This window comes from Humibacillus xanthopallidus, from assembly GCF_044793955.1.
Taxonomy (GTDB): Bacteria; Actinomycetota; Actinomycetes; order Actinomycetales; family Dermatophilaceae; genus Humibacillus; species Humibacillus xanthopallidus_C.
The window spans coordinates 1,544,860-1,570,321 of the sequence record NZ_CP084995.1; the positions used below are offsets into that span (position 1 = coordinate 1,544,860).

The 25,462-nt window shown below is 71.2% G+C and carries 22 protein-coding genes; 20 read left to right on the top strand and 2 right to left on the bottom strand.

The genetic code is table 11. From position 1 onward, the window contains the following. Position 1 precedes the first annotated feature (1 nt). From LG278_RS06895 to LG278_RS06965, 15 genes are all read left to right on the top strand, one after another. Positions 2-958 (top strand): GDP-mannose 4,6-dehydratase, encoded by a 957-nt coding sequence (locus tag LG278_RS06895; protein WP_404392243.1) that lies wholly within the window; start codon positions 2-4, stop codon positions 956-958. Positions 959-1,220: 262 nt separating this feature from the next. Further along, on the top strand, positions 1,221-2,279 hold the full coding sequence (locus tag LG278_RS06900) for a sugar transferase (protein ID WP_404392245.1): 1,059 nt from the start codon (positions 1,221-1,223) through the stop codon (positions 2,277-2,279). After that, positions 2,279-3,193 (top strand): glycosyltransferase family 2 protein, encoded by a 915-nt coding sequence (locus LG278_RS06905; protein ID WP_404392247.1) that lies wholly within the window; start codon positions 2,279-2,281, stop codon positions 3,191-3,193. Before LG278_RS06900 ends, LG278_RS06905 begins: the two co-directional genes overlap by 1 nt. A 20-nt stretch (positions 3,194-3,213) precedes the next feature. Next, positions 3,214-4,725, top strand: a complete 1,512-nt coding sequence (locus LG278_RS06910) for a GumC family protein (RefSeq protein ID WP_404392249.1) — start codon at positions 3,214-3,216, stop codon at positions 4,723-4,725. A gap of 2 nt (positions 4,726-4,727) precedes the next feature. Next, a complete protein-coding gene (locus LG278_RS06915; protein WP_404392251.1) occupies positions 4,728-6,161 on the top strand; it encodes an oligosaccharide flippase family protein in 1,434 nt (477 codons plus the stop codon). Next, positions 6,158-7,144: a glycosyltransferase gene (locus LG278_RS06920; RefSeq protein ID WP_404392253.1), complete on the top strand. Its 987-nt coding sequence runs from the start codon at positions 6,158-6,160 to the stop codon at positions 7,142-7,144. Before LG278_RS06915 ends, LG278_RS06920 begins: the two co-directional genes overlap by 4 nt. Positions 7,145-7,179: 35 nt before the next feature. Continuing rightward, positions 7,180-11,460 (top strand): O-antigen ligase family protein, encoded by a 4,281-nt coding sequence (locus tag LG278_RS06925; RefSeq protein ID WP_404392255.1) that lies wholly within the window; start codon positions 7,180-7,182, stop codon positions 11,458-11,460. A 5-nt stretch (positions 11,461-11,465) separates the two neighbouring features. Next, positions 11,466-12,449 (top strand): glycosyltransferase family 2 protein, encoded by a 984-nt coding sequence (locus LG278_RS06930; RefSeq protein WP_404392257.1) that lies wholly within the window; start codon positions 11,466-11,468, stop codon positions 12,447-12,449. Next, positions 12,442-13,374: a class I SAM-dependent methyltransferase gene (locus tag LG278_RS06935; protein WP_404392259.1), complete on the top strand. Its 933-nt coding sequence runs from the start codon at positions 12,442-12,444 to the stop codon at positions 13,372-13,374. Before LG278_RS06930 ends, LG278_RS06935 begins: the two co-directional genes overlap by 8 nt. After that, entirely contained in the window at positions 13,371-14,309 is a 939-nt protein-coding gene (locus LG278_RS06940) for an SDR family oxidoreductase (RefSeq protein WP_404392261.1), read from the top strand. The genes LG278_RS06935 and LG278_RS06940 overlap by 4 nt, the downstream gene beginning before the upstream one ends. A gap of 88 nt (positions 14,310-14,397) precedes the next feature. Further along, a complete protein-coding gene (locus LG278_RS06945) occupies positions 14,398-15,516 on the top strand; it encodes a hypothetical protein (protein ID WP_404392263.1) in 1,119 nt (372 codons plus the stop codon). Next, a complete protein-coding gene (locus tag LG278_RS06950; protein WP_404392265.1) occupies positions 15,513-16,154 on the top strand; it encodes a serine O-acetyltransferase in 642 nt (213 codons plus the stop codon). The genes LG278_RS06945 and LG278_RS06950 overlap by 4 nt, the downstream gene beginning before the upstream one ends. Continuing rightward, positions 16,151-17,311, top strand: a complete 1,161-nt coding sequence (locus tag LG278_RS06955; RefSeq protein WP_404392267.1) for a glycosyltransferase family 4 protein — start codon at positions 16,151-16,153, stop codon at positions 17,309-17,311. Before LG278_RS06950 ends, LG278_RS06955 begins: the two co-directional genes overlap by 4 nt. A gap of 17 nt (positions 17,312-17,328) precedes the next feature. Further along, positions 17,329-18,318 (top strand): TolB family protein, encoded by a 990-nt coding sequence (locus LG278_RS06960; protein WP_404392269.1) that lies wholly within the window; start codon positions 17,329-17,331, stop codon positions 18,316-18,318. A 137-nt stretch (positions 18,319-18,455) separates the two neighbouring features. Next, positions 18,456-18,890 (top strand): hypothetical protein, encoded by a 435-nt coding sequence (locus LG278_RS06965; RefSeq protein ID WP_404392271.1) that lies wholly within the window; start codon positions 18,456-18,458, stop codon positions 18,888-18,890. 31 nt (positions 18,891-18,921) lie between these two features. Here LG278_RS06965 and rfbD read toward each other — a convergent pair whose 3' ends face one another. Beyond that, positions 18,922-19,809: a dTDP-4-dehydrorhamnose reductase gene (rfbD, locus tag LG278_RS06970; protein WP_404392273.1), complete on the bottom strand. Its 888-nt coding sequence runs from the start codon at positions 19,807-19,809 to the stop codon at positions 18,922-18,924. Then, on the bottom strand, positions 19,806-20,819 hold the full coding sequence (rfbB, locus tag LG278_RS06975; protein WP_404392275.1) for a dTDP-glucose 4,6-dehydratase: 1,014 nt from the start codon (positions 20,817-20,819) through the stop codon (positions 19,806-19,808). The genes rfbD and rfbB overlap by 4 nt, the downstream gene beginning before the upstream one ends. Positions 20,820-20,882: 63 nt before the next feature. Here rfbB and LG278_RS06980 point away from each other — a divergent pair, with 63 nt between their 5' ends. From LG278_RS06980 to LG278_RS07000, 5 genes are all read left to right on the top strand, one after another. After that, positions 20,883-22,220 (top strand): UDP-glucose dehydrogenase family protein, encoded by a 1,338-nt coding sequence (locus LG278_RS06980; protein WP_404392277.1) that lies wholly within the window; start codon positions 20,883-20,885, stop codon positions 22,218-22,220. Between the two features lie 52 nt (positions 22,221-22,272). Then, complete coding sequence (rfbA, locus tag LG278_RS06985) at positions 22,273-23,151, top strand: glucose-1-phosphate thymidylyltransferase RfbA (protein WP_404392279.1); 879 nt, start codon at positions 22,273-22,275, stop codon at positions 23,149-23,151. Continuing rightward, positions 23,151-23,783, top strand: coding sequence for a dTDP-4-dehydrorhamnose 3,5-epimerase family protein (locus LG278_RS06990; protein ID WP_404392281.1), 633 nt, complete (start codon positions 23,151-23,153; stop codon positions 23,781-23,783). Before rfbA ends, LG278_RS06990 begins: the two co-directional genes overlap by 1 nt. A gap of 23 nt (positions 23,784-23,806) precedes the next feature. Beyond that, the gene (locus tag LG278_RS06995; protein ID WP_404392283.1) at positions 23,807-24,415 is read left to right on the top strand and encodes a low molecular weight phosphatase family protein; all 609 of its coding nucleotides are present in this window, start codon (positions 23,807-23,809) and stop codon (positions 24,413-24,415) included. 73 nt (positions 24,416-24,488) lie between these two features. After that, positions 24,489-25,460 (top strand): hypothetical protein, encoded by a 972-nt coding sequence (locus LG278_RS07000; protein WP_404392285.1) that lies wholly within the window; start codon positions 24,489-24,491, stop codon positions 25,458-25,460. The last annotated feature ends 2 nt before the right edge of the window (positions 25,461-25,462 follow it).

Sequence of the window (25,462 nt, forward strand, 5' to 3'; positions counted from 1 at the left end):
CATGCCACGAGCGTTCATCACCGGAGCCGCAGGCCAGGACGGCAGCTATCTCGCCGACGACCTCGTCGCCGCCGGTTGGGAGGTGCACGGCCTCGTGCGCGCCGGTGACGACCTGACGCACGTGCCGCCGGGGGTCGTCGTGCACACCGGCGACATCACCGACGGTCCAGCCACCCGGGGCCTGTTGCTCGATGTCGCACCGGAGCACGTCTACAACCTTGCGGGAGTCAGCTCCGTCGCGCGGTCGTGGGAGCACCCGGTCGAGACGGCGCGGGCGAGCGGCGTCGCCGCCGTCGAGCTCATGTATGCCGCTCGCGACCTCCGCGACGCCAGCGGCGTGGACGTGCGGTTCGTCCAGGCCTCGAGCTCCGAGATCTTCGGTGACCCGGCCGAGAGCCCGCAGACCGAGCGGACCCCGGTGCGGCCGACCAACCCTTACGGCGCGGCCAAGGCCTTCGCCCACCTGTCAGCGGGCGTCCTGCGCAGCCAGGGCATGCACTGCTCGAGCGCGATCCTCTTCAACCACGAATCACCAAGGCGGCCAACGACTTTCGTCAGTCGCAAGATCTGTGCTGCGGCCGCTCGCATCGCTCGCGGGTCGTCGGAGATCCTCGACCTCGGCAACCTCGACGCCCGCCGTGACTGGGGATGGGCACCCGACCACGTGCGGGCCCTGCGGCTCCTGGCGCAGTCCCCGGCGCCAACTGACGTCGTCGTCGCGACCGGTGTCGCCCACTCGGTGCGCGACCTCGTCGTCGCGGCCTTCGCCCACGCCGGGATCACCGACTGGCAGGCTCGCGTGCGCGTCGACAACTCACTGGTCCGCGTCACCGACGCGGCGGACGTCATCGGCGACCCGTCGCTCGCCGGCGCTCACCTGGGGTGGCGGGCCGAGACCTCGTTCGACGAGATGGTCGTCCACATGGTGGACGCCGAGCTGGCCCTCATCGACGCCTGACCAGCGCAATCGTCACACCGGCGATCACGAGCACGGAAACGACGATCAGCACCATGTATCTCATGCTGCCCTGCCGACCCTTGGCAGGTAAAGGAATCGTAAGTTTTGTCGTTTTCGTGACGGCCACTCCCGAATGTGGCAATGATCAAGATTCGTATTCAGGCAGTCCAGCGGCGTGCTGTCTCGGGGTAGTGCAAATGTGGGGTTCTCGCGGGGGGACACTTGCATGTCTGAAAGTGCGTTCGACTGTGACCAAGGGGCGGTGACGCCCCAACCGACCATTGCGGTGCGCAGCTGGGTCGTGGGTTTCCACGGCATCCTGCGGGCCGATGATCTCGATGCCGACGGACGGCCGTCGCTCTGCGCCCTGGCGCTGGGCAACCGTTCGCTCGGCATGCAGCGCATGCGCGAGCTGACCTTCCTGCCGGGGGTGACGCCGCTCCGCGCCAACCCCAGCTCGACGAGCGGACACCACCACCTCGGCGCCGTGCAGCACGACGGCCTCGGTGCCGTCGACCTCGCCGACGCCGTCGAGGCCGTCGAGCGGATCACCGGTCTGCAGCCGGTGGAGCCGGTGGAGCAGCCTCTGTCTCGCCAGCCCGGTGCAGCCACGACGCTGCCCGTGCCGTGGGACCCCTCCGAACCGCTGCCCGACTACCTCGAGCGCCGCCTCGGCACGGCTCGCTTCCTCTACCTGCCCAACCGGTCCCGGGCCTACCGCATCGCCAAACGAGCACTCGATCTCGTCGGCGCCACGGTGCTCCTGCTCCTGGCCGCCCCCGTCATGCTCGCGATCGCGCTGCTGATCCGGCACGACTCGCCGGGCCCCGCGGTCTTCCGCCAGCAACGGGTGACGCGCGGAGGCCGGGTCTTCACGTTCTACAAGTTCCGCACCATGTGGGTCGATGCCCGCGAGCGCTATCCGGACCTCTACGACTACCAGCGCAGCGGCCCCTTCAGCGATGTCTTCTACAAGCTCGAGGACGACCCGCGCAACACCGGCGTGGGCCGCTGGCTGCGCCGCACGACCCTCGACGAGCTGCCCAACCTCTTCAACGTCATCCGCGGCGAGATGAGCCTGGTCGGGCCCCGGCCGGAGCTCCCCGAGCTCATCGCCCACTACCGGGCGGAGGACCTGGCCCTCTTCTTCACCAAGGCGGGGCTGACCGGGCTGGCCCAGGTGTCGGGCCGGAGCCTGCTCACCGTCAAGGAGCGCATCACGCTCGACCTGCGCTACGTCGCCCAGCAGACCCTCCTGCTCGACCTGCGCATCATCGCCCGGACGGTCGGCACCGTCGTGCGCTCCAAGGGTGCGTTCTGATGGCGCCTGACGACTCCCCGCCCGCCGCGGACCTCGACGTCGTCATCGTCAGCTACGAGAGCAGCCACCTCATCGGTGCCTGCCTCGACAGCATCGAGGGCGCTCGAGGCGGCCTCGACCTCACCGTGACGGTGGCCGACAACGCGAGCACCGACGGCACCGTGGCCCTCGTCCGCGGCAGGGGTGACCGCACCCGCGTCGTCGAGATGGGCCGCAATGCCGGCTTCGCCACCGCCAACAACCGCGCCATCGCGGCCGGGGCGGCCCGGCACGTCCTGGTGCTCAATCCCGACACCGTCGTGACCACCGGCGCTCTCGAGACGCTCGTCGCCTTCGCCGACGCCCACCCTGCTGCCGGGGTCGTGGCCCCCCGGCTGCTCAACACCGACGGGTCGCCTCAGCTCACCGCCCGAGCCTTCCCCACTCCGGCAGCCGCCGTCTTCGGTCGGCGGTCACCGGTGACGAGATGGTTCCCGCACAACCGCTGGTCGAGCCGCTTCCTCGTGGAGCGAGACCACCTGAGCGCCGAGCCCTTCACCGTCGACTGGGTCTCCGGCGCGGCCATGCTCGTGCCGCGGTCGGTCATCGAGAGCGTCGGTGCCTTCGACGAGGACTTCTTCCTCTTCTGGGAGGACGCCGACTGGTGCCGGCGCATCTCCCGTGCCGGGCACGAGGTGTGGTGCGTGCCGGAGGCGGTGGTCGTGCACGACGAGGGCGGCACCCGAGCCCACGGCTGGACCCCGCGCACGATCCGCCACTTCCACACGGGCGCCTACCGCTACTGGGCCAAGCACCACGCCCCGCAGCCGTGGAACCCGCTCCGGGTGGGAGCTGCCGGCCTCCTCGGGGCCCGCGCCGCAGCCCTCACCGTCACCACCAGCATCCACAGCCAGCTCGAGAGAACAGGTCGTTGACAATGCTCCGCAATTCTCAGATGTGGCAACGCAACTGGCGCATCGTGACGGTGGCTGCCCTCGGTGCGGTGCTCGCCTTCGTCGGCTCCTTCCTCGTGCAGCCGACCTTCGAGTCCTCGACCCGTCTGCTCATCCACGGGCGTGACGCGACGTTCCTCTCGAGCACGGGCCAGGACCTCACGACGCAGCCCGGCGTCGTCGACTCGCAGCTGTCGCAGTCGCTCGCGGGCACGTATGCCGGCATCGCCACGAGCCGCAGCGTCGCCACGGCCGTCGTCGACCAGCTCGACCTCGACGCGGCGTCGCGCTCCGACGGGCTCGTCTCGACGCTGGCCAAAGGGTTTGCCTGGGTCTACCGGTGCACCCGTGCCTTCGTCACCTCCGGCTACTGCGCCGACGTGGACCCCTACGAGAAGGCCGTGACCGAGGTCCAGGAGGGCACGACGGTCCAACCGCTCGCCACCAACGCCGGCGCGAGCGCGGGGCAGGGTGCCTCCTACGTCCTCGAGATTACCTCGAGCGGGCACTCCCCGCAGGAGGCCAAGGAGGTCACCGACGCGGTGGCCGCCGAGCTCGTCGCGACGAGCCAGGCCCGCTACACCGAGGACGCCCAGCGCTCGCTCAAGGCCTTGCAGGCCCAGCTCGCAGCCGCGAGCAAGGACGTCGGCACGGCATCCACGGCGCTCGCGACCTACCAGACCGAGAACGGCATCTCGGCCGCCGACGGCAAGCTCGCCCTCTCGGCCGAGACGTACGAGTCGCTGCGCTCCGACCTGCTCAAGGCACAGGCGGAGGAGGCCGACCTGCGAGCCCAGCTCGTGTCGATCGCCTCGTCGCTCTCGACGATCCCGCGCAGCGCCCAGTCGAGCCAACGGATCATCACCGGCCGGTCGACGACGCAGCTCGACAGCAGCAACGTCAACACCGTCTACAACGACCTGCTCACCCAGCAGCGAACGACCCGGGCGAGCCTCGACGGCCAGGTGGCCCGGGTGCGACAGCTGCGCGAGGCGGTCAACGGGGCGGCACCGCTGTCCAACAACGCGACGCTCGCCGGCATGACCGGACTCGAGAGCCAGCTCGAGCTGGCGCAGAAGAACCAGGCCGACCTGGCCGCCTCCGTGCAGCAGGCCCGCACGACCCAGGCACAGGGCCCCGTCGGGCTCACCCGCATCGACACCGCCGCCGAGCCGCCCTATCCGAGTGAGCCCAAGCGCTACATCTACCTCGCCCTCGGTCTGCTCCTCGGCGCTCTCGCGGGCGCGGGCCTGACGATGTGGGCCAAGCGGCACGACTCCGACCCTGGCCCGAGTGACGTCGAGGGCGACGGTCCGACCGGCGACGCTCCCGGCGCCGAGGGTCGTGACCCCGACCTGCTCGACGAGCTGACGGGCGCGGGGCAGCCGGTCACCCAGTGGCCGGAGCCCGCTCGCGCGGAGGTCCTCACCGGCGCCGCGCCGTCGGGCAACGGCCACCACGCCCCCACGTCCACGACCACGCTCGGGCCTCGTCAGGCGGACGGGACGCCCTGACCGTGACCACGCGCGCCGCCGGCCCCGTCGGGTCGGGCTCCGTCACCCTCAGTGCTGCCTCGCAGCTGGGGGCCAAGGTCGTGCACCTGCTGCTCAACGCGGTCTCGACCCTGGCTGTGCTGCGCTACCTCGCACCCGACGCCTACGGCACCTACGTCCTCATCCTCACCATCACGACCCTCGTCGGTGTCGTCGCCGACTTCGGCCTGCCCAAGCTCGCCGTGCGCGAGATGCTCCGCCCGGGTCAAGTCGAGGGTGACGTCGTCGGCACCGTCATCGTCGTGCGGCTGGGGTTGGCCGGCCTCGGGGTCGTCGGGGTGCAGGCGGCGCTGTTGCTCTTCCAGCAGTCGCCCCAGGCGCATCTCGCCGGTTTCGTCGCCTCGCTCGGCATCATCGTCGAGGCGGTGCTCGGCATCGTCGTCACGATCTTCCACACCCGCTTCGTGCAGCAGTACGAAGCGGGCATCCGGGTGGTCGCCGAGGCGATCGAGACGGCCCTCGTGCTCGTGCTCATCGCCCGCGGCGTCAGCCTGCCGTGGCTCTTCGTGCCGCCCCTCGTCGGGCTGCTCGTCGGCACGGCCCTGGCCGTCCGCCTCGCCTCGCGGCGCTTCGGCCTGCGACCGCGCTTCGAGGCCCCGCTCGTGCGCGGGCTCGTGCGCGAGGCGCTGCCGCTGGGCCCCGCCCTGATGATCGGGGTGCTCTACCTCAAGCTCGACTCCTTCGTCGTCGCAGCGCTGCGACCGAGCAGCGACCTCGGTCTCTACGGAGCGGCCTACCAGCCGATCGAGTACCTCTTCCTCGGCAGCGCCGTCTTCATCAACGTGCTCTACCCGCTCGCGACGTCGGCCTGGGCCACCCCGGGGCGCGTCCGCTTCGTCGAGATCTACCGCCGCGGCACCGAGCTGCTCGTGGCCCTCATGCTCGTGGTGCCCGTCGTCGTCGCCGTCGTGGCCGACGAGCTCGTGCTCCTTGCCTTCGGGCCGGCGTATGCCGCCTCGGCCCTGCCGCTGCAGGTGCTGGGTGTCGCCGTGGTGCTGATGACGGTCAACGCCTGGCAGTCGCTCGTGCTGCTCTCGGGTGGCCACCAACGAGTGACCCTGCGCTACAACCTCGCTGCGCTCGCCCTCAGCCTGGTGCTGTGCCTCGTGCTCGTCCACGCCGTCGGTCTCGTCGGCGCGGCCCTGGCTGCGGTGGCGACGGGGCTCTTCGTGCTGTGGGCCTCGACCCGGGCGGTGCGACACCACATGGACGCCCACCTCGACGTGCTCGTGGTCGGCCGGATCATCGCGGTCGCCGCCGTGGCCACCGCGCTGCTCTGGGTGCTCGACAGCCTCCGCGTGCCCTGGCCCCTCGCCGTCCTCGCCGCCCTCGCGGCCTATGCCTTCGGTATGCAGCGCATCGGCCTCCTCCGCTCGCTCAAGGGGGCGCTGACATGACGCAGCCCTTCGTCTCCGTGATCTTCCCGACCTACAACCGGCGGGACGTCGTGCAGCGCACCATCGAGCACCTGCTCGCTCAGGACTACCCCCACGACCACTTCGAGATCATCGTCGCCGACAACTCGAGCGACAGCACGCCCGACATGGTGCGCGAGCTCGCGGCGACCTCTGACGTGCGCATCGTGCTCCAGGCGAGCGACGAGCGGCTCCCCGCGGTCAAGCGCAACCAGGCGCTCCGCGAGGCCAGGGGAGAGCTCGTCGTCTTCATGAACGACGACGTCTGGGTGACTCCCGACTTCCTCGCGCGTCATGTGGAGGCCCATGCGGCACAGGGCGATCCGGTCGCCGTGCTCGGACTCGTCGAGCAGTCAAGGCAGATGCCGCAGACGGCGTTCATCGAGTGGTACGAGCCCTTCGCCTACGGCGAGATCGTCGACCGCGGCGGCGCCGAGGTGTCCTATCGCTACCACTGGTCGATGAACCTCAGCCTCCCGCGCCAGGTCATGCTCGACCGCAACCTGCTCTTTCACGAGGACTGGGCGGAGATCGGCCACGAGGACATCGAGCTCGGCTACCGCTGGACCCGTGCGGGCTACCGCGTCGTCTACGAGCCTCGCGCGTGGGGCGAGCACTACCACCCGCACGACCTCGCCAGCGCCTGCCGGTTGCAGGCCTCGATCGGGCGTGGTCTGCGCGACCTCGAGGTGCTCATCCCCGAGCCCGACCTACTCGAGCGCTACGGCGTGCTGACCCGGCGCGCCTCGTGGCGGGGCCGTCTCCGAATGGGGGTGCGCACGGCGCTCTTCAACCGCCTCACGGTGCCCCTCCTGCAGCCGCGTCTCGAGCGAGTCGACCGCAGAGCGCGAGTCGCCGAGTGGACCTACTGGAAGGTCATGCTGCACCACACGCAGCACGCCTACCGGACGACGCCGCCGCGGCGGCCCGTCCCCACACCGACCACCCCTGGCGCGCGCGCATGACCCCGCCTGCCCCTCCCCGCCCCCGGGGCGGTCCCGTGTCGGCCGTCATCGTGGGACTGCTCGTGGCCCTCGCTGCACTCGTGCTCGCCCAGCTCGGCATGACGGGGCTGTATGCCGTGCTCGCCGTCATCGTCGTCGGTGTCGTCGTGCGTCTGCTGCGTGACGACCTGAAGGGACCCGTCACCGACCGGATCGCGCGCCTGTGGTCCGGCCGGGGCGGCTCCCGCCCTCCCCGCACCCGTCGGGACGCCAAGGCCGCCTCGGCCACCTCGGGCGTCGCCGTCGCGGCGGTCGCGGCGGTGGGGTCGGCGGCCGTCGCGTGGGCCGTGGCCACCCAGGGCGGCAAGGCGATCGGAGCGGTCGTCGCCCTGCTCGTCCTCGGGCTCGCGGCGCTCGTGCTCTGGCCCCTCGTCGTGGACCTGGCCCGCGGCTGCGTGGCCGACGAGCGCGAGATGGTGTCCGAAAGTGGGCACTCGACCTCGAGTCGGGCCACCCCTCAGTCGAGTGCCCAGTTCTCCACGCCCCAAACCTCGTCGGGGGTGTCGGAAAGTGGGCACTCGACTGTGGGTCGGGCCACCGCTCAGTCGAGTGCCCAGTTCCCGACGCCCACAACCACCTCATCCGGCGTGGGTCTCCTGGCGACGCTGCTCGTCGCGGCTGCGGGCGCCGGTGTCGCCTGGGTCCTCGCGACCCTCGGCACCAAGGGCCTGCTCGCCGCGGCCGGCGCGGTCCTCGTCGTGGCACTGCTCGTGCTCGTGCGCGACAAGACCGTCTTCGTCACCTTCGTCGCCGTCTGCTCCCTCACCTTCGTGCTGCACAAGTCCTTCACGCCACAGGACGTCGAGCAGTCGGGTGGGGCGATCTCCATCTACGTCACGACCTTCGACGTGCTGCTGCTGCTCCTCTACGGGCTGTGGGCCCGCGAGGGGACGCTCGTCGCCGACGTGCGGGCGGCCTTCCGCCAGCCGATCATCTGGTTCCCGCTGCTGGGCGTGCTGCTGCTCCTCCCGAGCCTGCTGTCCGCCCCGAGCATCGGCCACGCCGCGTCGGAGCTCGTGCGGATGGGCTGGATGTTCCTGCTCTTCGTCTACGTCGCCGTGCGCATCCGCACCGTGCGTCACATCTGGGCCGTGCTCGCCGGACTGACCGTCTTCGTCGCCGTCGAGCTCGTCGTCGTCATGCTCCAGTGGCGCACCGGGGGCGTGCTCGGGCTCTCCTTCCTCGGGGTGCCCCAGTCCCTCGGGGAGCGCACGACCGACGCCCAGGCGATCGGACGCCCCTTCGGCACGATCATCCACCCGGTCTTCATGGCCGCAGCGCTCGGCGCCGTCGCCATGGTGGCGCTCGCCTTCGCCATCCACCGCCGTCGGTCGCTCATCCGGATCACCGCCGGCGCCGCCTTCCTCGCCTGCCTCGCCTGCATGTGGGTGTCACAGACCCGCGCCTCCTTCGTCGCGGTGCTCGCCGTCTCGGCGGTGCTCGTGATCCACGGCATCCGGGTGGGCGCCATCCCCTGGAGTGCCGTCCGCGTCGGCGCGCTCGTCACGGTGGCAGGGGTCGTCGTCGCCTTCCCCGTCATCAGCAAGAAGCTCGCCGACAACTTCGGCACCGGGCACTTCTGGACCGAGGTCGACTCGCGCCTGCAGATGAACGACATCGCGGGCCACATGATCGCCGACCACCCGATCCTCGGCGTCGGCCTGGGCAACTACGAGCTCGTCCTGCCCCGCTACGAGCAGAACCCCGTCATCTTCTTCGGGCACCCGGTGCACAACCTCTACCTGCTCACCCTCGCCGAGGCCGGCCTCATCGGCCTCATCGGGCTCGTGGTCGTGGGGGTCGCCAACTACGACATCGCCATCCGTCTCGGTCGCAGCGCCGACCCGCTGCTGCGTCCCCTCGGCATCGGCGTCGCCGCCGCGATGGCCTTCCTCATGATCGAGGAGCTGCTCGGTTTCTCACTGCGACAGGACATCCCGCTCGCGCTCTACTGGTTGCTCGCCGGCCTCGCGGTGGCCGGCACGCGGTTGTCGGGTGCGGACTGGCCCGCCCTGCGGGGCGCGCGCGGTCGCGGAGCCGGCGACGCGGCATACGGCACGCACCACGACCACGGCAACGGCCGAGGTATGCCGCCGCGAGCGTCCCAGCCTGCCGCGGGTCCCAGCCGTCCTCGCCGCGGTGCCTCGGTCGCGTCACGCGCGCTGCTCGCCCTGCCCATCGCGGGCCTCGTGCTCGCCGGGCTCATGCCCGCCCAGCCCGGTGGCGCCGCCGAGGGAGCGCCGTCGGCCCCGGCGATGAGCACGGTCGCGGCCACCCCACCCGGCCTCGTCTTCTCCGCGCTCGAGCGCGCCACGGGGGTGCAGGGGATCTTCACGGCGAGCCTCGACGGCACTGGCATCCGGCGGATCACCCCCGCCGACGGCAAGGCCTACAACTGGCCGCGCTGGGCCTTCGGCAACACGAAGATCGTCTTCACGGTGCGCACGGGCCCGCCCGGCTCGCCCGAGACGATCGCGCTGATGAACCCCGACGGGTCCGGGGCCCGTGTGGTGCAGTCGTTCGAGTATCGCGTCGGCCAGCCGATCGTCGAGCCCAACGGCCGCTACGTCCTCTTCACCGCACAGGCACCGTGGTTCCCGCAGGTCGCGACCTTCCGGCTCGACCTCGTCACGGGTGAGAGCCGCAACGTCTCGGCCGTGAGCGTGCCGGTGGGTGGCTTCGACTCCGACCCCTACCTCGCGGCTGGCTCGGTCATCACCTTCATCTGGACCGAGGGCAAGAGCAAGGCCTCGGTCACGCAGATGCGCACCGACGGCACCGACCGCCGCCGCATCACGAACGACCGCTGGTTCAACACCGACCCGGGGCTCTCGGCCGACGGCAGCCAGGTCGTCATCGCGTCCTACCGCGGCGAGGGCAACCCGTCCAGCGGAGGCAGGATCGACTTCACCGACGTCAAGCCGAGCGACTGGAACGTCGTCGTGCGGCCGACCGCAGGCGGGCCCGAGCGGGTCTACACCGCGGGCGAGAACTGCACGACCCGCACGCCGCTCGACCCGTGCACCCCCAAGGACATGTCGGGCTTCGTGCCGCGCTTCAGCCCCGACGGACAGTCGATCACCTTCGTCGGCGCGCTCGACGTCGCCCACACGTGCATCTGCCGCATCGCGCTCGACGGGTCGTCGGAGGGCGCCATCATCTCGAGCAGAGCACTCGCGATCGACTGGTACGACTGGCCGCAGCGCGGCGCTCTCAGCACCGACACGTCCAGCATCGGCACGCAGGTGCGCGACTCGCGACTGCTGCTCGTCACCGCGCGGCCCGACGGCACCCGCTACCTCGTGGGCGCGTCGGCCGACCTCATGCACCAGCTCGAGATCCCGCTGCCGGCCGGTCTGGAGCCCCTCGAGGCGCGCTGGGGGCCGGACCGGTCGACCATCGTCTTCACCGCCGAGGTGCCGGTCGGCGCGGCCAGGGCGCCGCACCCGGCGGCCCCGTCCGGGCAGACCCGACGGGCCCACCTGACCTTCGACGACATCGACCCCGTCGCCACGACCCAGCGACTCGCCCGGCTGTCGGAGCTGCCCGGCGACGAGGCCCGCCAGCAGGTCTTCCTGCGGCGCCCCGACGGCACGGTGCGGCAGCTGACCGACGCGTGGACCGAGGACTGGCGCGACGGGCTCGCCCCCGGCGACCTGCGGGGCAACTCGCAGCCGGTGATGACCCCTGACGGCAGTGCGGTCATCGTGCGCAACACCTCGACTCTGACAGGTGAGTCGTTCCTCCTGCGCCTCGACCTGCGCACCGGCGCGGTGCTCAACCTCACCAACGGCACGGCAGGCGCGGTGCCCACCGACGACGCCGAGCCGGCATTGACTGCCGACGGCCGGCGCCTCGCGTTCACATGGACGGAGGGGAGCCTCCGGTCGGTGCACACGATGGACGTCGGCACGGGTGGGCGGGTGGCCGATCTCGTCACCGGGACGACGCCGGCGGGCATGCCGGACTGGTCACCGGACGGTCGCTCACTCGTGTGGGTGAGCGGCGGCGACGGCACTGGCGGCACTGTCGTGCGGGCACCCTTGGGCGACAAGGGCACCGGACAGGCCACGGTGCTGAGCCGCGGCATCGACCGGGGGTGGAGCCCGCTCGTGGCGCCGGAGGGTGACCGCGTCCTCTTCCTCGCACGCACCGGCAACACCCTCGGGGTGTATGCCGCGGAGCCGGGCCCCTCGGGCACGTGGTCGTCGCCGTCGCGTCCTCGGGTGCTGCAGCCCGACCCGCTGCGCAACGTCTTCGGACTGGACTGGAGGTGAGGGCCATGGGGGAGTCAGTTGCAGCGTCTCGAGCGGGTGATCGGACCCATGACCGGCCCAGCCACCTCGCGACGGTCGTCGTCAACTGGAACACCGTCGACCTGCTCGACGACTGCCTTGCCAGCATCGAGGCGGCCACGCCGACGGGCTGGCGCAACGACGTCGTTGTCGTCGACAACGCCTCGAGCGACGGGTCGGTCGAGCACCTGCGGGCGCGCTGGCCCGGCGTCCGGGTCATCGCCAACGCCGACAACGTCGGCTTCTGCCGGGCCAACAACCAGGCCATCGAGACGACGGACGCGCCGCTGCTGCTTCTCGTCAACACCGATGCCCGTCTCGCACCCGACGGCATCGCGGCCCTCGCGCGCCACCTGGAGGCCGACGACCGGGTCGGCGTCGCCGGTCCCCGTCTCGTCTACGGCGACGGCAGCTGGCAGCGCTGGACCGCGGGTCGCCTGCCGCGGCTCTCGTCGATGGCGACCTACCTCTGCGGTCTCGACCGGGTGGCCCCGACGCGCTTCGGCCGCTCCGGGCTCTACCTCGGGGACGACGTGGGTGAGGCTTTCCGGCCCGAGTGGGTGTCGAGCGCCGTGATGCTGCTGCGGCGTGACGCGATCGACGAGGTCGGTGCCTTCGACGACGCGATCTTCGTCTACATGGACGACGTCGACCTCTGTCAGCGACTCGGCGCCGGAGGCTGGCACGTCGTCTACGCCGCCGACACGACCGCAACCCACTTCATGGGCGCCTCGACCAAGAAGGTCACCGGGCGGGCGTCGCCCGAGGCCCTGCGGTCGCTCAACCGGTGGTACGTCCGGCACCACGGCCGGGCAGCCGGCCATCGGCTGCGGGCACTCGAGGCCGTCGGCTTCGGCACCCGGGCCGGAGTGCTCGCCGCAGCCTCGCTCGTCGGTCGACCCGGAGCCCGGGCTCGCCTGAGCGCCACCACGACTCACCTACGACTCGCCCTGGAGGGGATCGATGCCTGACCACGACGCACACGACCACCACGACCATCACGACCACGGGTCGGGGCCGCTGACGCTCGAGCAGCGCCACGCGCACGAGGCGGAGACCTACGACCGGATGGCCGAGGAGATCCGGTCGACGTGGACCGACCCCGACTACGTCGTGCCGGCCGACCGCATCCCCTTCGCCAACCGCGAGCACGTCGACTTCCTCACCGACGCGATCGGCCGCCTCGGACCGTTGGCCGGCAGGCGCATCCTCGAGGTGGGCGCCGGAGGCGGCTCGCTCGCGGTCTGGCTGGCGCACCAGGGAGCCGAGGTCGTCGGCATCGACGTCTCGCCCGGTATCCTCGACGTGGCACGTCGCCGGGCCGAGGCGAGTGGCGTCGCCGACCGCACCACCTTCGTATGCCGTCCGATCGAGCACTTCGTCCCCGCTGACGAGGGGCTGGGCGACCTCCGCTTCGACGGGATCATCGGCAACAACGTCGTGCACCACTTCGAGCGCGACCTGGCCCTGCACCGCATCGGCGAGCTGCTCGCACCTGGCGCGAGCGCCGTCTTCTGCGAGCCGATCCTGCTGCTGCCCGAGTGGGTGCGCGGCGTGCGCAACAGCTCGCTCGTGACGCGGCGCTTCCCGATGCACACCCACAGTCCCGACGAGCGCTCGCTCGGCACGGATGACTTCGCCATCATGCGTCGGCACTTCGAGGTCGTCGAGTGGACGCCCTACCAGGTGCTCTGCCGGCTGCAGAACTTCGTCGAGCTCTCCGACCCCGCCTGGCACCGCCTGGAGAGGTGGGACCGGCGCATCCTCGCGCGCGTCCCGGGCGCCCGCCGCGTGTCGCGGATGGCCGTCATCACGCTCTCCCGGCCCGTGTCCGGCCACGACGCCGCACCAGAAGCCACCACCGTGTCCCGTCCCAAGGAAGGCAGCACCCCATGAGGATCCTCGCGACCGGCTCGGCCGGCATGCTCGGCAGCGCGCTCGTTCCCGCCCTGATGCGCGCCGGGCACGGCGTCGTCGCCACCGACATCGACCTCACCGACCCGCAGCCGTGGGGCCCGACCGGCCCCACCCTCGGTCACCTCGACGTGCGCGACCGCGGCCAGGTGCGGCACACGATGGCTGCGGAGCAGCCCGACATCGTGCTGCACCTCGCCGCCGAGACCTCGCTCGAGGTCAGCGACGCCGACCCCGACCACGCCTACCTCACCAACACGGTGGCGACGAAGTACGTTGCGCAGCAGGCTCGCTCGGCTGGCATCCCGATCGTCTACATCAGCACCGCTGGTGTCTTCGACGGTCAGAAGGCCACGGCCTACACGGAGTTCGACCGGCCCAACCCGATCAACACCTACGGGGCGTCGAAGCACGAGGGCGAGCTGCTCGTGGCGGCGACGGTGCCGCAGCACTTCATCATCCGTGCGGGCTGGATGGTCGGCGGCGGGCGGATGAAGGACCACAAGTTCGTCTCGCGCATCGTCGACCAGGTCCGCGACGGCGCCGACACCATCTACGCCGTCACCGACAAGCTCGGCACGCCGACCTACGCCCCCGACTTCTCCAGCTGCCTCCTGGGGCTGCTGGACTCGAAGGTCTACGGCACCTACCACATGGCGTGCGGGGGAGAGGGGAGCCGCTACGACGTGGCCGCCCACCTGCTCGACGTGCTGGGACGCACCGACATCGAGCTCGTGCCCGTCACGTCGGAGCACTTCGCCGACGAGTTCCCGTCGCCGCGCCCGCCGTCGGAGATCATGCGCAACCTCGTGCTCGACCTGCAGGGAATGAACACCATGCGCCCGTGGCGCGTCGCGCTCGCCGAGTACCTCCAGGCCGAGTTCCCCGACCTCGTCCGCGCCAGCCGCGTCGCGTGAGGCGCCGGCTCCCCGGCACTGCCGCCACGCCCCCGGTCACCCCGTCCCACCCGTCACCCCGTCCCACCCGTCACCCGAGGAGAGACCGATGACCCTCTCAGCCCTACCGACCCTGCCGAGCCCGGCCGACCAGACGAGCCGGGGCGCGGGCAGCCCCAGCGTCTGCGTCGTCGTGCCGATGCCCAACGACCCGCCGTGGGAGCTCTTCGACGCCATCCCGCCTGACATCCCGATCATCGTCAGCGACGACAGCGACGGCCACCTCTCACCGCCGCCGCGCGACAACGTGCATTACGTCGACTACGCGGCGCAGGAGGCGTATGCCGGGTCGCACTACGGGGCGATGCCCCACAAGAGCGCGGCGAGCCGCAACATCGGGCACTACATCGCGTGGAAGGAGGGCTTCGACGTCATCATCGCCCTCGACTACGACTGCCAGACCCGCCCGGGCTGGCTGGACGCCCACTTGGGCAGCCTCGGCCGGGTCGACCAAGCCCCGGGGGTGCGGCCGGTGGCCGACAACGGCTGGGTCAACCCGATAACGAAGGCGTTCGACAACGGCGACACCGTCTACGCCCGCGGCTACCCCTACGAGTGGCGCACGCCCTCGCTCGCGCAGACCCGCACGGAGCCCGTGTCGGGTCGCGTCGCGCTCAACCTCGGCGTGTGGGACGGCATCCTCGACCTCAACGGCATCGACAAGCTGTATGCCGGTGAGCCGGGTGACCCGGGCGTGCCCGCCGGCCCGTCGCGCATCGCCCTCGGCAACATCCCGATCTGCGGCATGAACACCGCGTTCGTGCGCGAGCTGACGCCGGCCTACTACTTCCTGCCCGACCTCTGGGTGAACGGGTGGCAGCTGAGCCGCCACGACGACATCTGGGGCGGTTACATCACGAAGCGCCTGATGGACCTGCGGGGCGACCTGCTGGCCTATGGCGGTCCGGTCGTCGGGCACACGAAGCAGACCCGCCTCGAGCGGGTCGTCGTGCTCGAGCAGTGGATGCACCTCATGTCGATGCCGTTCTACGACATCGTCGACGAGGCCGCCGCGCGCGTCGAGGCGGGCGACTACGCCGACATGTTCGCCCACTTCGTCGAGGAGTATGCGCGTGGGGTCGAGTCGAGCAGCGCACCGTCGCACTACCGCGAGGTCTACAGCCAGCTCGGTGACTGGATGACCCGCTGGGCGGCGGCGTTCCGATGAGCCAGCCACACGGCATACCGCCTCGGCCGAAGAACCCACCTCTGCTCGCAGCCCTGCGAGCGGATGCGCGGGAGCTGTCGAAGGTCAAGGCCGCAGACCGCGGCGCGGTGGGCATCGTCGACGCGCTGATGCTGCCGGGCTTCTGGTCGGTGGCCCTGTGGCGACTCGGGAACTCCTTGCACGCCAAGAAGATCCGGCCGCTCTCGCGCATCTGCTACTTCGCCAACATGGTGCTCTTCGGGGCCGACCTCGCCTCGGGCGCGGTCGTCGGACCGGGCTTCGTCATGCCGCACCCGGTCGGCGTCGGCGTCGCGAGCGACTGCGTCATCGGGGCGCGCTGCCGGCTCATGGGGCTCGTGCGCATCGGCGGCAGCGGCAAGCGGGGCAGGGTCGGGCACCCGGTGCTCGGCGACGACGTGTGGGTGCTCGACGGGGCCAAGATCTTCGGCCCGGTCGAGATCGGCGAGCACTCCGTCATCGGGGCCTCCGCGATGGTGACGTCGGACGTGCCCGCGCGCATGCTCGTGCTGCCGCCCAAGGAGTCGACGACGATGCGGATGCGACCGCGCACCGACCTGGCGTCGGTGCCGCCGGAGGCCTCGGTGCCCCCCGACGCGACGGCGGCGGTGGCGTCGTGATCATCGCCTTCGACGCCACGGCGATCGGCTCGGGGCTCGGAGGCGACGAGACCCTGGTCTCGGGCATGCTGCGCGGCCTGGTGCTGTGCAGCTCGCCCGTCGACCGGGTGCACGTGCTGGCGTCCGAGGGCGTGCGCCTGCCGGAGGACGTGACCAGCGACCAGCGGGTGTCCGTGCAGCGGGTCCGGAGGCGGGCGGGGGCGCTGCACTTCACCGTGGTGCTGCCGCTCTGGCTCGCCCAGCTCGGCCGCCGCCACCTGCGGCCCGACGTCGTCGTGACCAACACCCACGCCCCGCTGGCGACGCAGGTCCCGGTGGCGCTCATGGTGCCGGACCTGTCGTTCGAGCACCTCGACGGCGCCTACCCCTGGGCGACCCGGCTGCGCCTGAAGCAGCTCGTGCGACGCCAGGTGCGCTCTGCCGGGGTGGTGCTGACGATCAGCGACTTCTCGCGCGACGACCTCGTCGCCACCTACGCACTCGACCCGGCGGGCGTGCACGTGGTGCCGTTGACGGTCGACGACCCCGGCGTGCCCGACCCGGAGGTGCGTGAGGCGCTGACCGGAAGGGGAGTGGCCGCGCCCTACGTGCTCTATCTCGGCAACCTGCACCCCCGCAAGAACGTGCCCCGGCTCATCCGGGCCTTCCTGCGGCTGCAGGCGCGCGACCCCCGGGTGGCCGGGCACCGGCTGGTCGTCGCCGGCCGCCCGTGGTTCGGCGGCACGGCGGAGCAGAAGGCCGCGCACGGTGCGGCGGAGGGGAGCGTCGTCTTCCTCGAGCGAGTCAGCGACGCCGAGCGCGAGGTGCTGATGCGCGACGCCGACGTGCTCGCCTACCTCTCGACGTTCGAGGGCTTCGGCCTCCCCCCGCTCGAGGCGATGGCACGCGGCACCGCCGTGCTGGCATCCGACGTGACCTCGATCCCCGAGGTCTGCTCGGGCGCGGCCGTCCTCGTGCCCCCCACCGACGACGCCGCGATCGAGGCGGGGCTGCTCCAGCTGCTGACGGACGACGCGGCGCGAGCGCGCTGCGTCGAGGCGGGGCTGGGCCGTGCCGCCGCCTACGACCTGGCGCGCACGGGGCGGGCGCTCGTGGCCGCTCTGGGCTCCGTCGTCGGGCGCGATCCGTCCCCTGCTGCGAGACTTCACGCAGCATGAGGAGGAGGTGGGTCATCGTGATGCTCGCAGTCGCTGCCGCGCTCGTGGCAGGCGTGGTCGCCGTCGCCCAGTTCGTCTCGCCTGCGGTGTCGCCGGTGCCGACCTCCTGGAAGCCTCCGACGGGCCTGCCCGTGGCGCGTGCCCTCCCGACTTCGACGTTCGCCTTCGACTCCGACCGCACCGGCAACTTCGAGCTCTTCACGATGCCCCTTGCGGGAGGCGCGGCCAAGCGCGTGACGAACGACCCGGCATACGACTCGTGGTCGCCGCGCATCTCACCCGACCGCCGCACGATCCTCTTCCACCGCGCGCCCAAGGGAGTCCACGACCTCGACCACTCGAAGATCAGCCTCTGGGCCGTCGGGTCCGATGGCAGCGGGGCACGGCAGCTGCGGCCGGCAGGGCTGGACGGGTGGTATCAGCAGGGGCACGCGGAGTGGTCGCCCGACGGCAAGGCGCTCGTGCTCTTCGGTGGGAGCCGGCTCAGCCCACAGATCTTCGTCACCGACCAGCTCGGCCAGCGTCCGCGGGCGGTGACGAGCCGGCCCGGGACCAACCTCGACCCGGCCTTCACGCCTGACGGGACGCAGATCGTCTTCGTCGGCTGTGCGCAGGCGATCTGCACGGAGAGCGACTACGAGATCTATCGCGTTCGACGCGACGGCACGGCGGAGACGCGGTTGACCGACGACGACCTGCGCGACCACGACCCGGTCGTCTCGCCCGACGGTCGCCGCATCGCGTGGCTGACGGCCTTCGGCGGGGCGGGAGTCGGGGTGTGGGACATCCGCGTGGCGGCGGCCGACGGCTCGGGCGCCCGGCGTCTCCTCGGCGACAGCGGCATCACGAGCAGGCCGGAGTGGCTGCCCGACAGCGCGTCGGTGCTGACGCACCGGGTGGCGCCGGGGCGGCTCGCCTTCTCCGTCTACCGCGTCTCGGCGGACGGGTCCTCCGTCGTGGAGCTGACTGCCGGCCAGCCGGGAAGCAACGAATATCCCGCACCCTGAGTCACGTTTCCGACGGATCGAGACAGGGCCGTACTTTCCTCAGCCAGTGGGCGTCTCATGTGCTTCTCGGCGTCAACGTCATTCCTTTTTGCCTGCTACTCTCCGAAATTCATCGACATGTGCGACAAAGGGGATTCGTGAACACGCAATCTGGCACCGAGGGCATTTCTCGTCGGCGTCTGGTCAAGGGGGCCGCGTGGTCCGTGCCGGTCGTCGCCGTTGCCTCCGTGGCCCCGGCGTATGCCGCCTCTCCCGGCACCTGCCCGACCGTGACCGGAGTCGTGACGAATCCGTCGCCGAAGAACTCTGCGACGGTGGCCCTCACCCTGTCGCCCTACGCCGGCGGCTCCTACTCGGTCGCGATCACCAGCGTCTCCGGGGGGTCGTTCGTGCTGACAGGAGCCCTCCCCAACCCCGTCGTCTTCACCTCCTCGAGCGCCAGCGTCGTCTTGGCGCGCAGCAGCAGCGGGAACGTCAACTCGCCAGGCGTCACGGTGACCGTGGGCTACCAGGTGACGCGCGGCTCTACCGTCTGCACGGCCGACACGTTCACCTTCACGTACTACAACTGACTCGCCTCTGCCCGCCCCCTGAGTCGCGTTGTCAGCGTGCCAGGAGGTGGGCGGTGAGTCCGGCTCGCCAGTCTCGGACAGGGGCGATGCCGACGCGCCCGAGGGAGTCGTGAGACAGCACGCTGTAGGCGGGTCGCGGCGCGGGGCGCGGAAAGGCATCCGTCGTGGTCGGCAGCACGCGGGCAGGGTCCAGCCCCGACTCCTCGAAGACCGCCCGGGCGAAGCCGCACCAGGTCGTCTCTCCGGACGAGGTGCCGTGGTAGGTCGCTGAAGGGGCATCCCCGTCGACGAGCCGCAGGAGCAGGTCGGAGAGGTCGACCGTCGAGGTCGGCTGACCGCGCTGGTCGTCGACGACGCTCAACGTGTCGCGCTCGGCAGCGAGCCTCAGCATGGTCGAGACGAAGTTGGGCCCGCCGTGCCCGTAGAGCCAGGCGGTGCGCACGATCCAGTGGTCGGAGCAGAGCGCCTGCACCGCCCACTCGCCGGCCGCCTTGGTGCGACCGTAGGCCGAGCGCGGGGCGATGGGGTGGTCGACGGCATACGGCTCGGTGGCCATGCCGTCGAAGACGTAGTCGGTGGAGATCTGCACCATCCGGGCGCCGGCGTGATCGCACGCGCGGGCGAGGTTGGCCGGCCCGACCGCGTTGACGGCGAAGGCCGCTGCCTCCTCGGTCTCCGCCGCGTCGACGGCGGTGTGGGCGGCAGCGTTGACGACGAGGTCGTGACCGGCGACCCCTGCGATGCACTCACCCGGGTCGGTCACGTCCAGATCGGCCCGACCCATCGCGGTGACCTGGTGACCTGCCGCGCGCAGCCGTGGGACGAGGTCGTGCGCGAGCATCCCGCCCGCGCCCGTCACGAGCACCCTCAGGGGCTCACGTGACGGCAGGGCCGACCCGTCGCCGACCGCTGCGGTCATCGGCCCAGGCGGGCGTAGACGCGCTCGGCGTCGACCTTGGACTGGCGCCACCAGTCCTCGTTGGCGCGGTACCAGTCAATCGTCGCCTCGAGGCCGGAGCGGATGTCGGAGTAGCGCGGGCGCCAGTCGGTCTCGGCGCGCAGCTTGCTCGAGTCGATGGCGTATCGCAGATCGTGGCCGGGGCGGTCGTTGACGTGGTCGAACCAGTCGACGGGCTTGCCGAGCAGCTCGAGCAGGAGGGTGACGATCTCGAGGTTGTTCTGCTCGCCGTCGGCGCCGATGAGGTAGGTCTCACCGAGGCGACCCTGCTCGAGGATCGCGATGACGGCGTCGTTGTGGTCGTCGACGTGGATCCAGTCGCGCACGTTGAGGCCGGACCCGTAGAGCTTGGGCTTCGTGCCCTCGAGGATGTTGGTGATCTGGCGCGGGATGAACTTCTCGACGTGCTGGCGCGGGCCGTAGTTGTTGGAGCAGTTCGAGACGGTCGCCTCGATGCCGAAGGAGCGGATCCACGCCCGCACGAGCAGGTCGGCGCCCGCCTTCGTCGCGGAGTAGGGAGAGGAGGGGTTGACCGGGGTCGACTCCGTGAAGCGCTCGGGGTCGTCGAGCTCGAGGTCTCCGTAGACCTCATCGGTCGAGATGTGGTGGAGGCGCTTGCCGTGGCGGCGCACGGCTTCGAGGATCGTGAAGGTGCCGACGACGTTGCTCTCGACGAACGGCCACGGGCTGTCGAGGCTGTTGTCGTTGTGCGACTCGGCGGCAAAGTGCACGACGACATCGTGGTCGGCCACGAGCCGGTCGACGAGCGCGGCATCAGCCACAGAGCCCTCGACGAGCTCCACCGAGCCGTCCCCGCCGAGGTCGGAGAGCACGGGTGCGAGCGAGGCCCGGTTGGCGGCATACGTCATCGAGTCGATGACGGTGAGCGTCCAGTCGGGACGCGTCTCGCGCGTGCGCAGGACGAAGTTCGAACCGATGAAACCGGCACCCCCGGTGACGAGCAGTCGCATGGCCCACACCCTATCGACCCTGCAGCACAGGCTCCTTCCGCGACCATCGTTATGCTGCCGACCGTGAAGATCTCGGTCATCGGATGTGGCTATCTCGGAGCCGTGCACGCAGCGTGCATGGCCGACTTCGGCCACGAGGTGATCGCCCTCGACATCGACGCGGCCAAGGTCGACCGTCTCGGCCGCGGCATCCCGCCCTTCCACGAGCCCGGCTTCGAGGAGGTGCTGCAGCGAGCACTCGCCTCGGGGCGCCTCCAGTTCACGACCGATCCCACGGCGATCGGGGAGGCGCAGCTGCACTTCATCGCGGTCGGCACGCCGCAGCGCGGCGGGAGCTACGCCGCCGACCTCAGCCAGGTCGACACCGCCGTGGCCTTCCTCGTCGAGCACGCCCGCGCGCACACCGGGCCGGTGGTCGTCGTCGGCAAGTCGACCGTGCCGGTCGGCACCGCACAGTCCATCGCCGACCGCCTCACCGACTCAGGTCTCGACGCCGTCGTCGTCTGGAACCCGGAGTTCCTCCGTGAGGGGTATGCCGTCGCGGACACGACTCGCCCCGACCGTGTCGTCTACGGCCTCCCGGAAGACGAGGACCGTGGCGAGGTCGGGCGCGCCGCCCTCGACGAGGTCTACCGTCCGATCATCGACGCCGGCACGCCCCGCCTGCTCGTCAACTACCCGACGGCCGAGCTCGTCAAGGTCGCGGCCAACAGCTTCCTCGCGACGAAGATCTCGTTCATCAACTCGATGGCCGAGCTGTGCGACGCCACGGGCGCCGACGTCACGCGACTCGCCGAGGCGATCGGCCATGACGACCGCATCGGACCCAAGTTCCTCCAGGCCGGCATCGGCTTCGGCGGTGGCTGCCTGCCCAAGGACATCCGCGCCTTCATGGCGCGTGCCGGCGAGCTCGGCGTCGACCAGTCGCTGACCTTCCTCCGCGAGGTCGACTCGATCAACATGCGCCGTCGCGACCATGCCGTCGAGCTCGCTGCGCAGATGTGCGGTGGCCGCCTCGTCGGCCTCAAGGTGGCCGTGCTCGGCCTGACCTTCAAGCCAGACAGCGACGACGTGCGCGACTCTCCGGCGCTCGACATCGCCGGCCGGCTCTGGGGGCGCGGCGCCAACGTCGTGGCGACCGACCCGGCCGGAGCCGACGCGGTACGCCGTGCTCGCCCCGACCTGCACATCGTCGACACCGCCGACGAGGCGCTCGAGGGGGCGGACCTGGTCATGCTGCTCACCGCGTGGCGCGACTACGTCGCCCTCGACCCCACCCACGCGAAGTCACTGGTCGCCGTGCCCCGCATCATCGACGGGCGCAACGCCCTCGACCCCGTGGCCTGGTCGCAGGCCGGGTGGGACTACCGCGGCATGGGCCGGCGCGCGCCCGTGACGTGATGTTGCCGGGCTGTGCGCACCCACCGATGCAGAGCGCCTAGGCTGACCACCCATGAAGGGCATCATCCTGGCCGGGGGCTCGGGCACACGGTTGCACCCCATCACCCGCGGCATCAGCAAGCAGCTGATGCCCGTCTACGACAAGCCGATGGTCTACTACCCGCTGTCGACCCTGATGATGGCCGGCATCCGTGAGGTGCTCGTCATCACGACCCCGCAGGACGGGCCACAGTTCGAGCGGCTGCTCGGCGACGGTTCGCAGTGGGGCATGTCGATCACGTATGCCGTGCAGGCCAGTCCCGACGGACTCGCCCAGGCGTTCATCCTCGGTGCCGACTTCATCGGCGACGACCAGGTGGCCCTCGTGCTCGGCGACAACATCTTCTTCGGGCCCGGCCTTGGATCACGCCTGCGTGACAACACCAACGTGCACGGCGGGCACGTCTTCGCCTACCGCGTCGCCGACCCGACGGCATACGGCGTCGTGGAGTTCGACGAGGACGGAACGGTGCTCTCGATCGAGGAGAAGCCCACCCAGCCCAAGTCCAACTACGCCGTGCCGGGTCTCTACTTCTATGACAACGACGTCGTCGAGATCGCGCGCAACCTGACGCCGAGCGCGCGCGGCGAGCTCGAGATCACAGCGGTCAACGACGAGTACCTCCGGCGCGGAACCCTCACGGTCACGCCGCTGCCGCGGGGCACGGCGTGGTTCGACACGGGCACGTTCACCGGCCTCATGGAGGCCAGCCAGTACGTCCACGTCGTCGAGGCGCGACAGGGCCAGAAGATCGGCTGTGTCGAGGAGATCGCCTGGCGCAACGGCTGGCTCGACGACGACGGGCTGCGCGTGCACGCCGACGCCCAGGCCAAGAGTGGCTACGGCCTCTACCTGCACGCCCTGCTCGCCGAAGGCCACGAGGAGACCTGATGGACATCCGACCGCTGTCGATCGCCGGGGCCTGGGAGGTGACGCCTCGGGTGTTCCCTGACGACCGCGGCGTCTTCCTCGAGTCGTTCCGCGGCGACAAGCTCGCCGCCGCTGTCGGGCACCGCCTCGACGTCGTGCAGAGCAACGTCTCGGTGTCCTCGCGCGGCACCGTCCGCGGCATCCACTTCGCCGACGTGCCGGTCGGACAGGCGAAGTACGTCACCGTGGTCGCCGGATCGCTCATCGACTTCGTCGTCGACCTGCGTGTGGGCTCGCCGACGTTCGGCCAGTGGGACTCGGTGCTGCTCGACACGGGCGACCGGCGGGCCGTCTACCTCTCCGAGGGCCTCGGCCACGCCTTCTGCGCGCTAGAGGACGGCACGACGGCGCACTACCTCTGCTCGTCGGCCTACAACCCGTCGGCCGAGCACGGCATCAACCCGCTCGACCCCGAGGTCGCCCTGACGCTTCCCGAGGGCATCGAGCCGCGACTCTCGCCGAAGGACTCGGCCGCCCCCACCCTCCGCGCCGCTCTCGAGGACGGTCTGCTGCCGTCGTTCGAGGCGTGCACCGCCTTCACCGACTCGCTCGCCGTCGCGAGACCTGCGCCGGGGGGTACGTCAGAGTCGTGACGGACACTCCAGGGGGATCGTTTGTGGAGGCCGACGAGGGGGAGGCGCCGCGCCGACCGGTCGTCGGCCACATCCTCGTCGTGTGCACGGGCAACATCTGCCGCTCGCCCTACATCGAGCGTCGGCTCGCCGGACTCCTGGCAGGCACGGGCGCCGTCGTCTCGAGCGCCGGCACGAGGGCCCTCGTCGGTGCGCCGATCGAGCCGGGCTCGGCAGACCTGCTGGCGGCTGCCGGCGGCAGCACGGCCGACTTCGCCGCCAGGCAGATCAGTCCGGCCATCCTCGCCGAGGCCGACCTCGTCATCGCGTCCACCCAGCTGCACCGGGCCGAGTCCGTGAGGGTCAACCCCCGCGTCCTGCGGCGCACCTTCACCCTCGGCGAGCTCGCCGACCTGGTCCGCGACGCCGACCTCGCCGCGGAGGCCGCCGACACCGACCCCGAGCTGCCCTGGGCGCGGCGTCTCGGCGAGATCGCGCTTCGGCGTCGAGGGCTCTTCCGCGCGCGACCGGCGGAGGAATCGGACATCCCGGACCCCTACCAGCGTGGAACCGCGGCCTACGCCACCATGGCGAGCGAGATCGAGAAGGCACTGCTCGTCGTCGGCCCCGCCCTGCGACCACCCACCGGCTAGACGGGTGCGGCCCGAGCCCGCCGGGACTCGTACGATGTGACCCGGAGATCTCGGGACAGGAGTGGGGGCAGGCATGCGCAACAAGGTGGCCACGATCGGACTGGTGGCCTTCCTCGCCGTCGATGTCGGCCTGGTGGCCCTCGCCCTGCGACCCGGGCGCCCGGCGACCGTCGCCCCGTCGACCGGCACGCCGACCGCAGTCGTCACGACGACAGGCGCATCGACGACCAAGACGCCCGCGACGACGCCCACGGGCACGGCCACGGACACGGCCACCGGCACGGCCGCCCCGGGCCAAGGCCCGAAGCCGGCCCCTGTGGCCCTGCTCATCGGGGCGCTCGACGCGACGACCGCGTGGCGCGCGTCGACGGGCAGCTGTGAGAAGGGCGGCTCGGCCCTGTCCGTGACCGCCGACGGGGGCGAGACGTGGGACGAGACCAAGTCGCCCGCCCGCTCCGTCATCCGCGTCCAGCCCCTCGACGAGGACCGCGTCTTCGCAGTCGCCGCGGGGGCCGACTGCGAGCTCAAGCAGTACGCCAGCAACGACCGCGGCGACTCGTGGCAGGCGCCGTCAGCGGTCTCGGGCGGGTGGGCCCGTCAGCTCGACGAGCCGACCGAGGTGCTCACGCCGCAGAACGACCGCGCCCAGCCCTGTGGTGCGTCGACCGACGTCATCGACCTCTCGCGCACGTCGGCAGACCAGGCCCAGGCCCTCTGTGCCGACGGCGCCGTGACCGTCACCGGCAACGGCGGAGAGTCCTGGGCCGACGCCGGCACCGCGAAGGGCGGGCTCGCCCTCGGCAACCGCCTCGAGTCGGGCCGGCTCACGACCTACGTCGCCCGGGTCAGCGGCGACTGCCCGGGCATCGAGCTCGTGCGCGTGGCCAAGGGCAAGAGCCTCGACCGGGTCTCCTGTATCGGCACGAGCGTGCCCACCAAGGCTGGCCAGATCGGGCTGTCGATCGTCGGTGAGGCGGGGTGGCTCGTCGCCGCCGACTCGGTGTGGACCGCTACGGCAGACCTGACGACGTGGAAGCAGCCCTAGCA

Bases quoted from the DNA above. Each gene is read 5' to 3' on its own strand.
- LG278_RS06905 (WP_404392247.1), top strand. From the start codon at position 2,279: ATGGCGCCTGACGACTCCCCGCCCGCCGCGGACCTCGACGTCGTCATC.
- LG278_RS07000 (WP_404392285.1), top strand. From the start codon at position 24,489: ATGCGCAACAAGGTGGCCACGATCGGACTGGTGGCCTTCCTCGCCGTC.
- rfbD (WP_404392273.1), bottom strand. From the start codon at position 19,809: ATGACCGCAGCGGTCGGCGACGGGTCGGCCCTGCCGTCACGTGAGCCC.
- LG278_RS06990 (WP_404392281.1), top strand. From the start codon at position 23,151: ATGGACATCCGACCGCTGTCGATCGCCGGGGCCTGGGAGGTGACGCCT.
- rfbB (WP_404392275.1), bottom strand. From the start codon at position 20,819: ATGCGACTGCTCGTCACCGGGGGTGCCGGTTTCATCGGTTCGAACTTC.
- LG278_RS06895 (WP_404392243.1), top strand. From the start codon at position 2: ATGCCACGAGCGTTCATCACCGGAGCCGCAGGCCAGGACGGCAGCTAT.
- LG278_RS06935 (WP_404392259.1), top strand. From the start codon at position 12,442: ATGCCTGACCACGACGCACACGACCACCACGACCATCACGACCACGGG.
- LG278_RS06940 (WP_404392261.1), top strand. From the start codon at position 13,371: ATGAGGATCCTCGCGACCGGCTCGGCCGGCATGCTCGGCAGCGCGCTC.
- rfbA (WP_404392279.1), top strand. From the start codon at position 22,273: ATGAAGGGCATCATCCTGGCCGGGGGCTCGGGCACACGGTTGCACCCC.
- LG278_RS06920 (WP_404392253.1), top strand. From the start codon at position 6,158: ATGACGCAGCCCTTCGTCTCCGTGATCTTCCCGACCTACAACCGGCGG.
- LG278_RS06910 (WP_404392249.1), top strand. From the start codon at position 3,214: ATGTGGCAACGCAACTGGCGCATCGTGACGGTGGCTGCCCTCGGTGCG.
- LG278_RS06930 (WP_404392257.1), top strand. From the start codon at position 11,466: ATGGGGGAGTCAGTTGCAGCGTCTCGAGCGGGTGATCGGACCCATGAC.
- LG278_RS06945 (WP_404392263.1), top strand. From the start codon at position 14,398: ATGACCCTCTCAGCCCTACCGACCCTGCCGAGCCCGGCCGACCAGACG.
- LG278_RS06950 (WP_404392265.1), top strand. From the start codon at position 15,513: ATGAGCCAGCCACACGGCATACCGCCTCGGCCGAAGAACCCACCTCTG.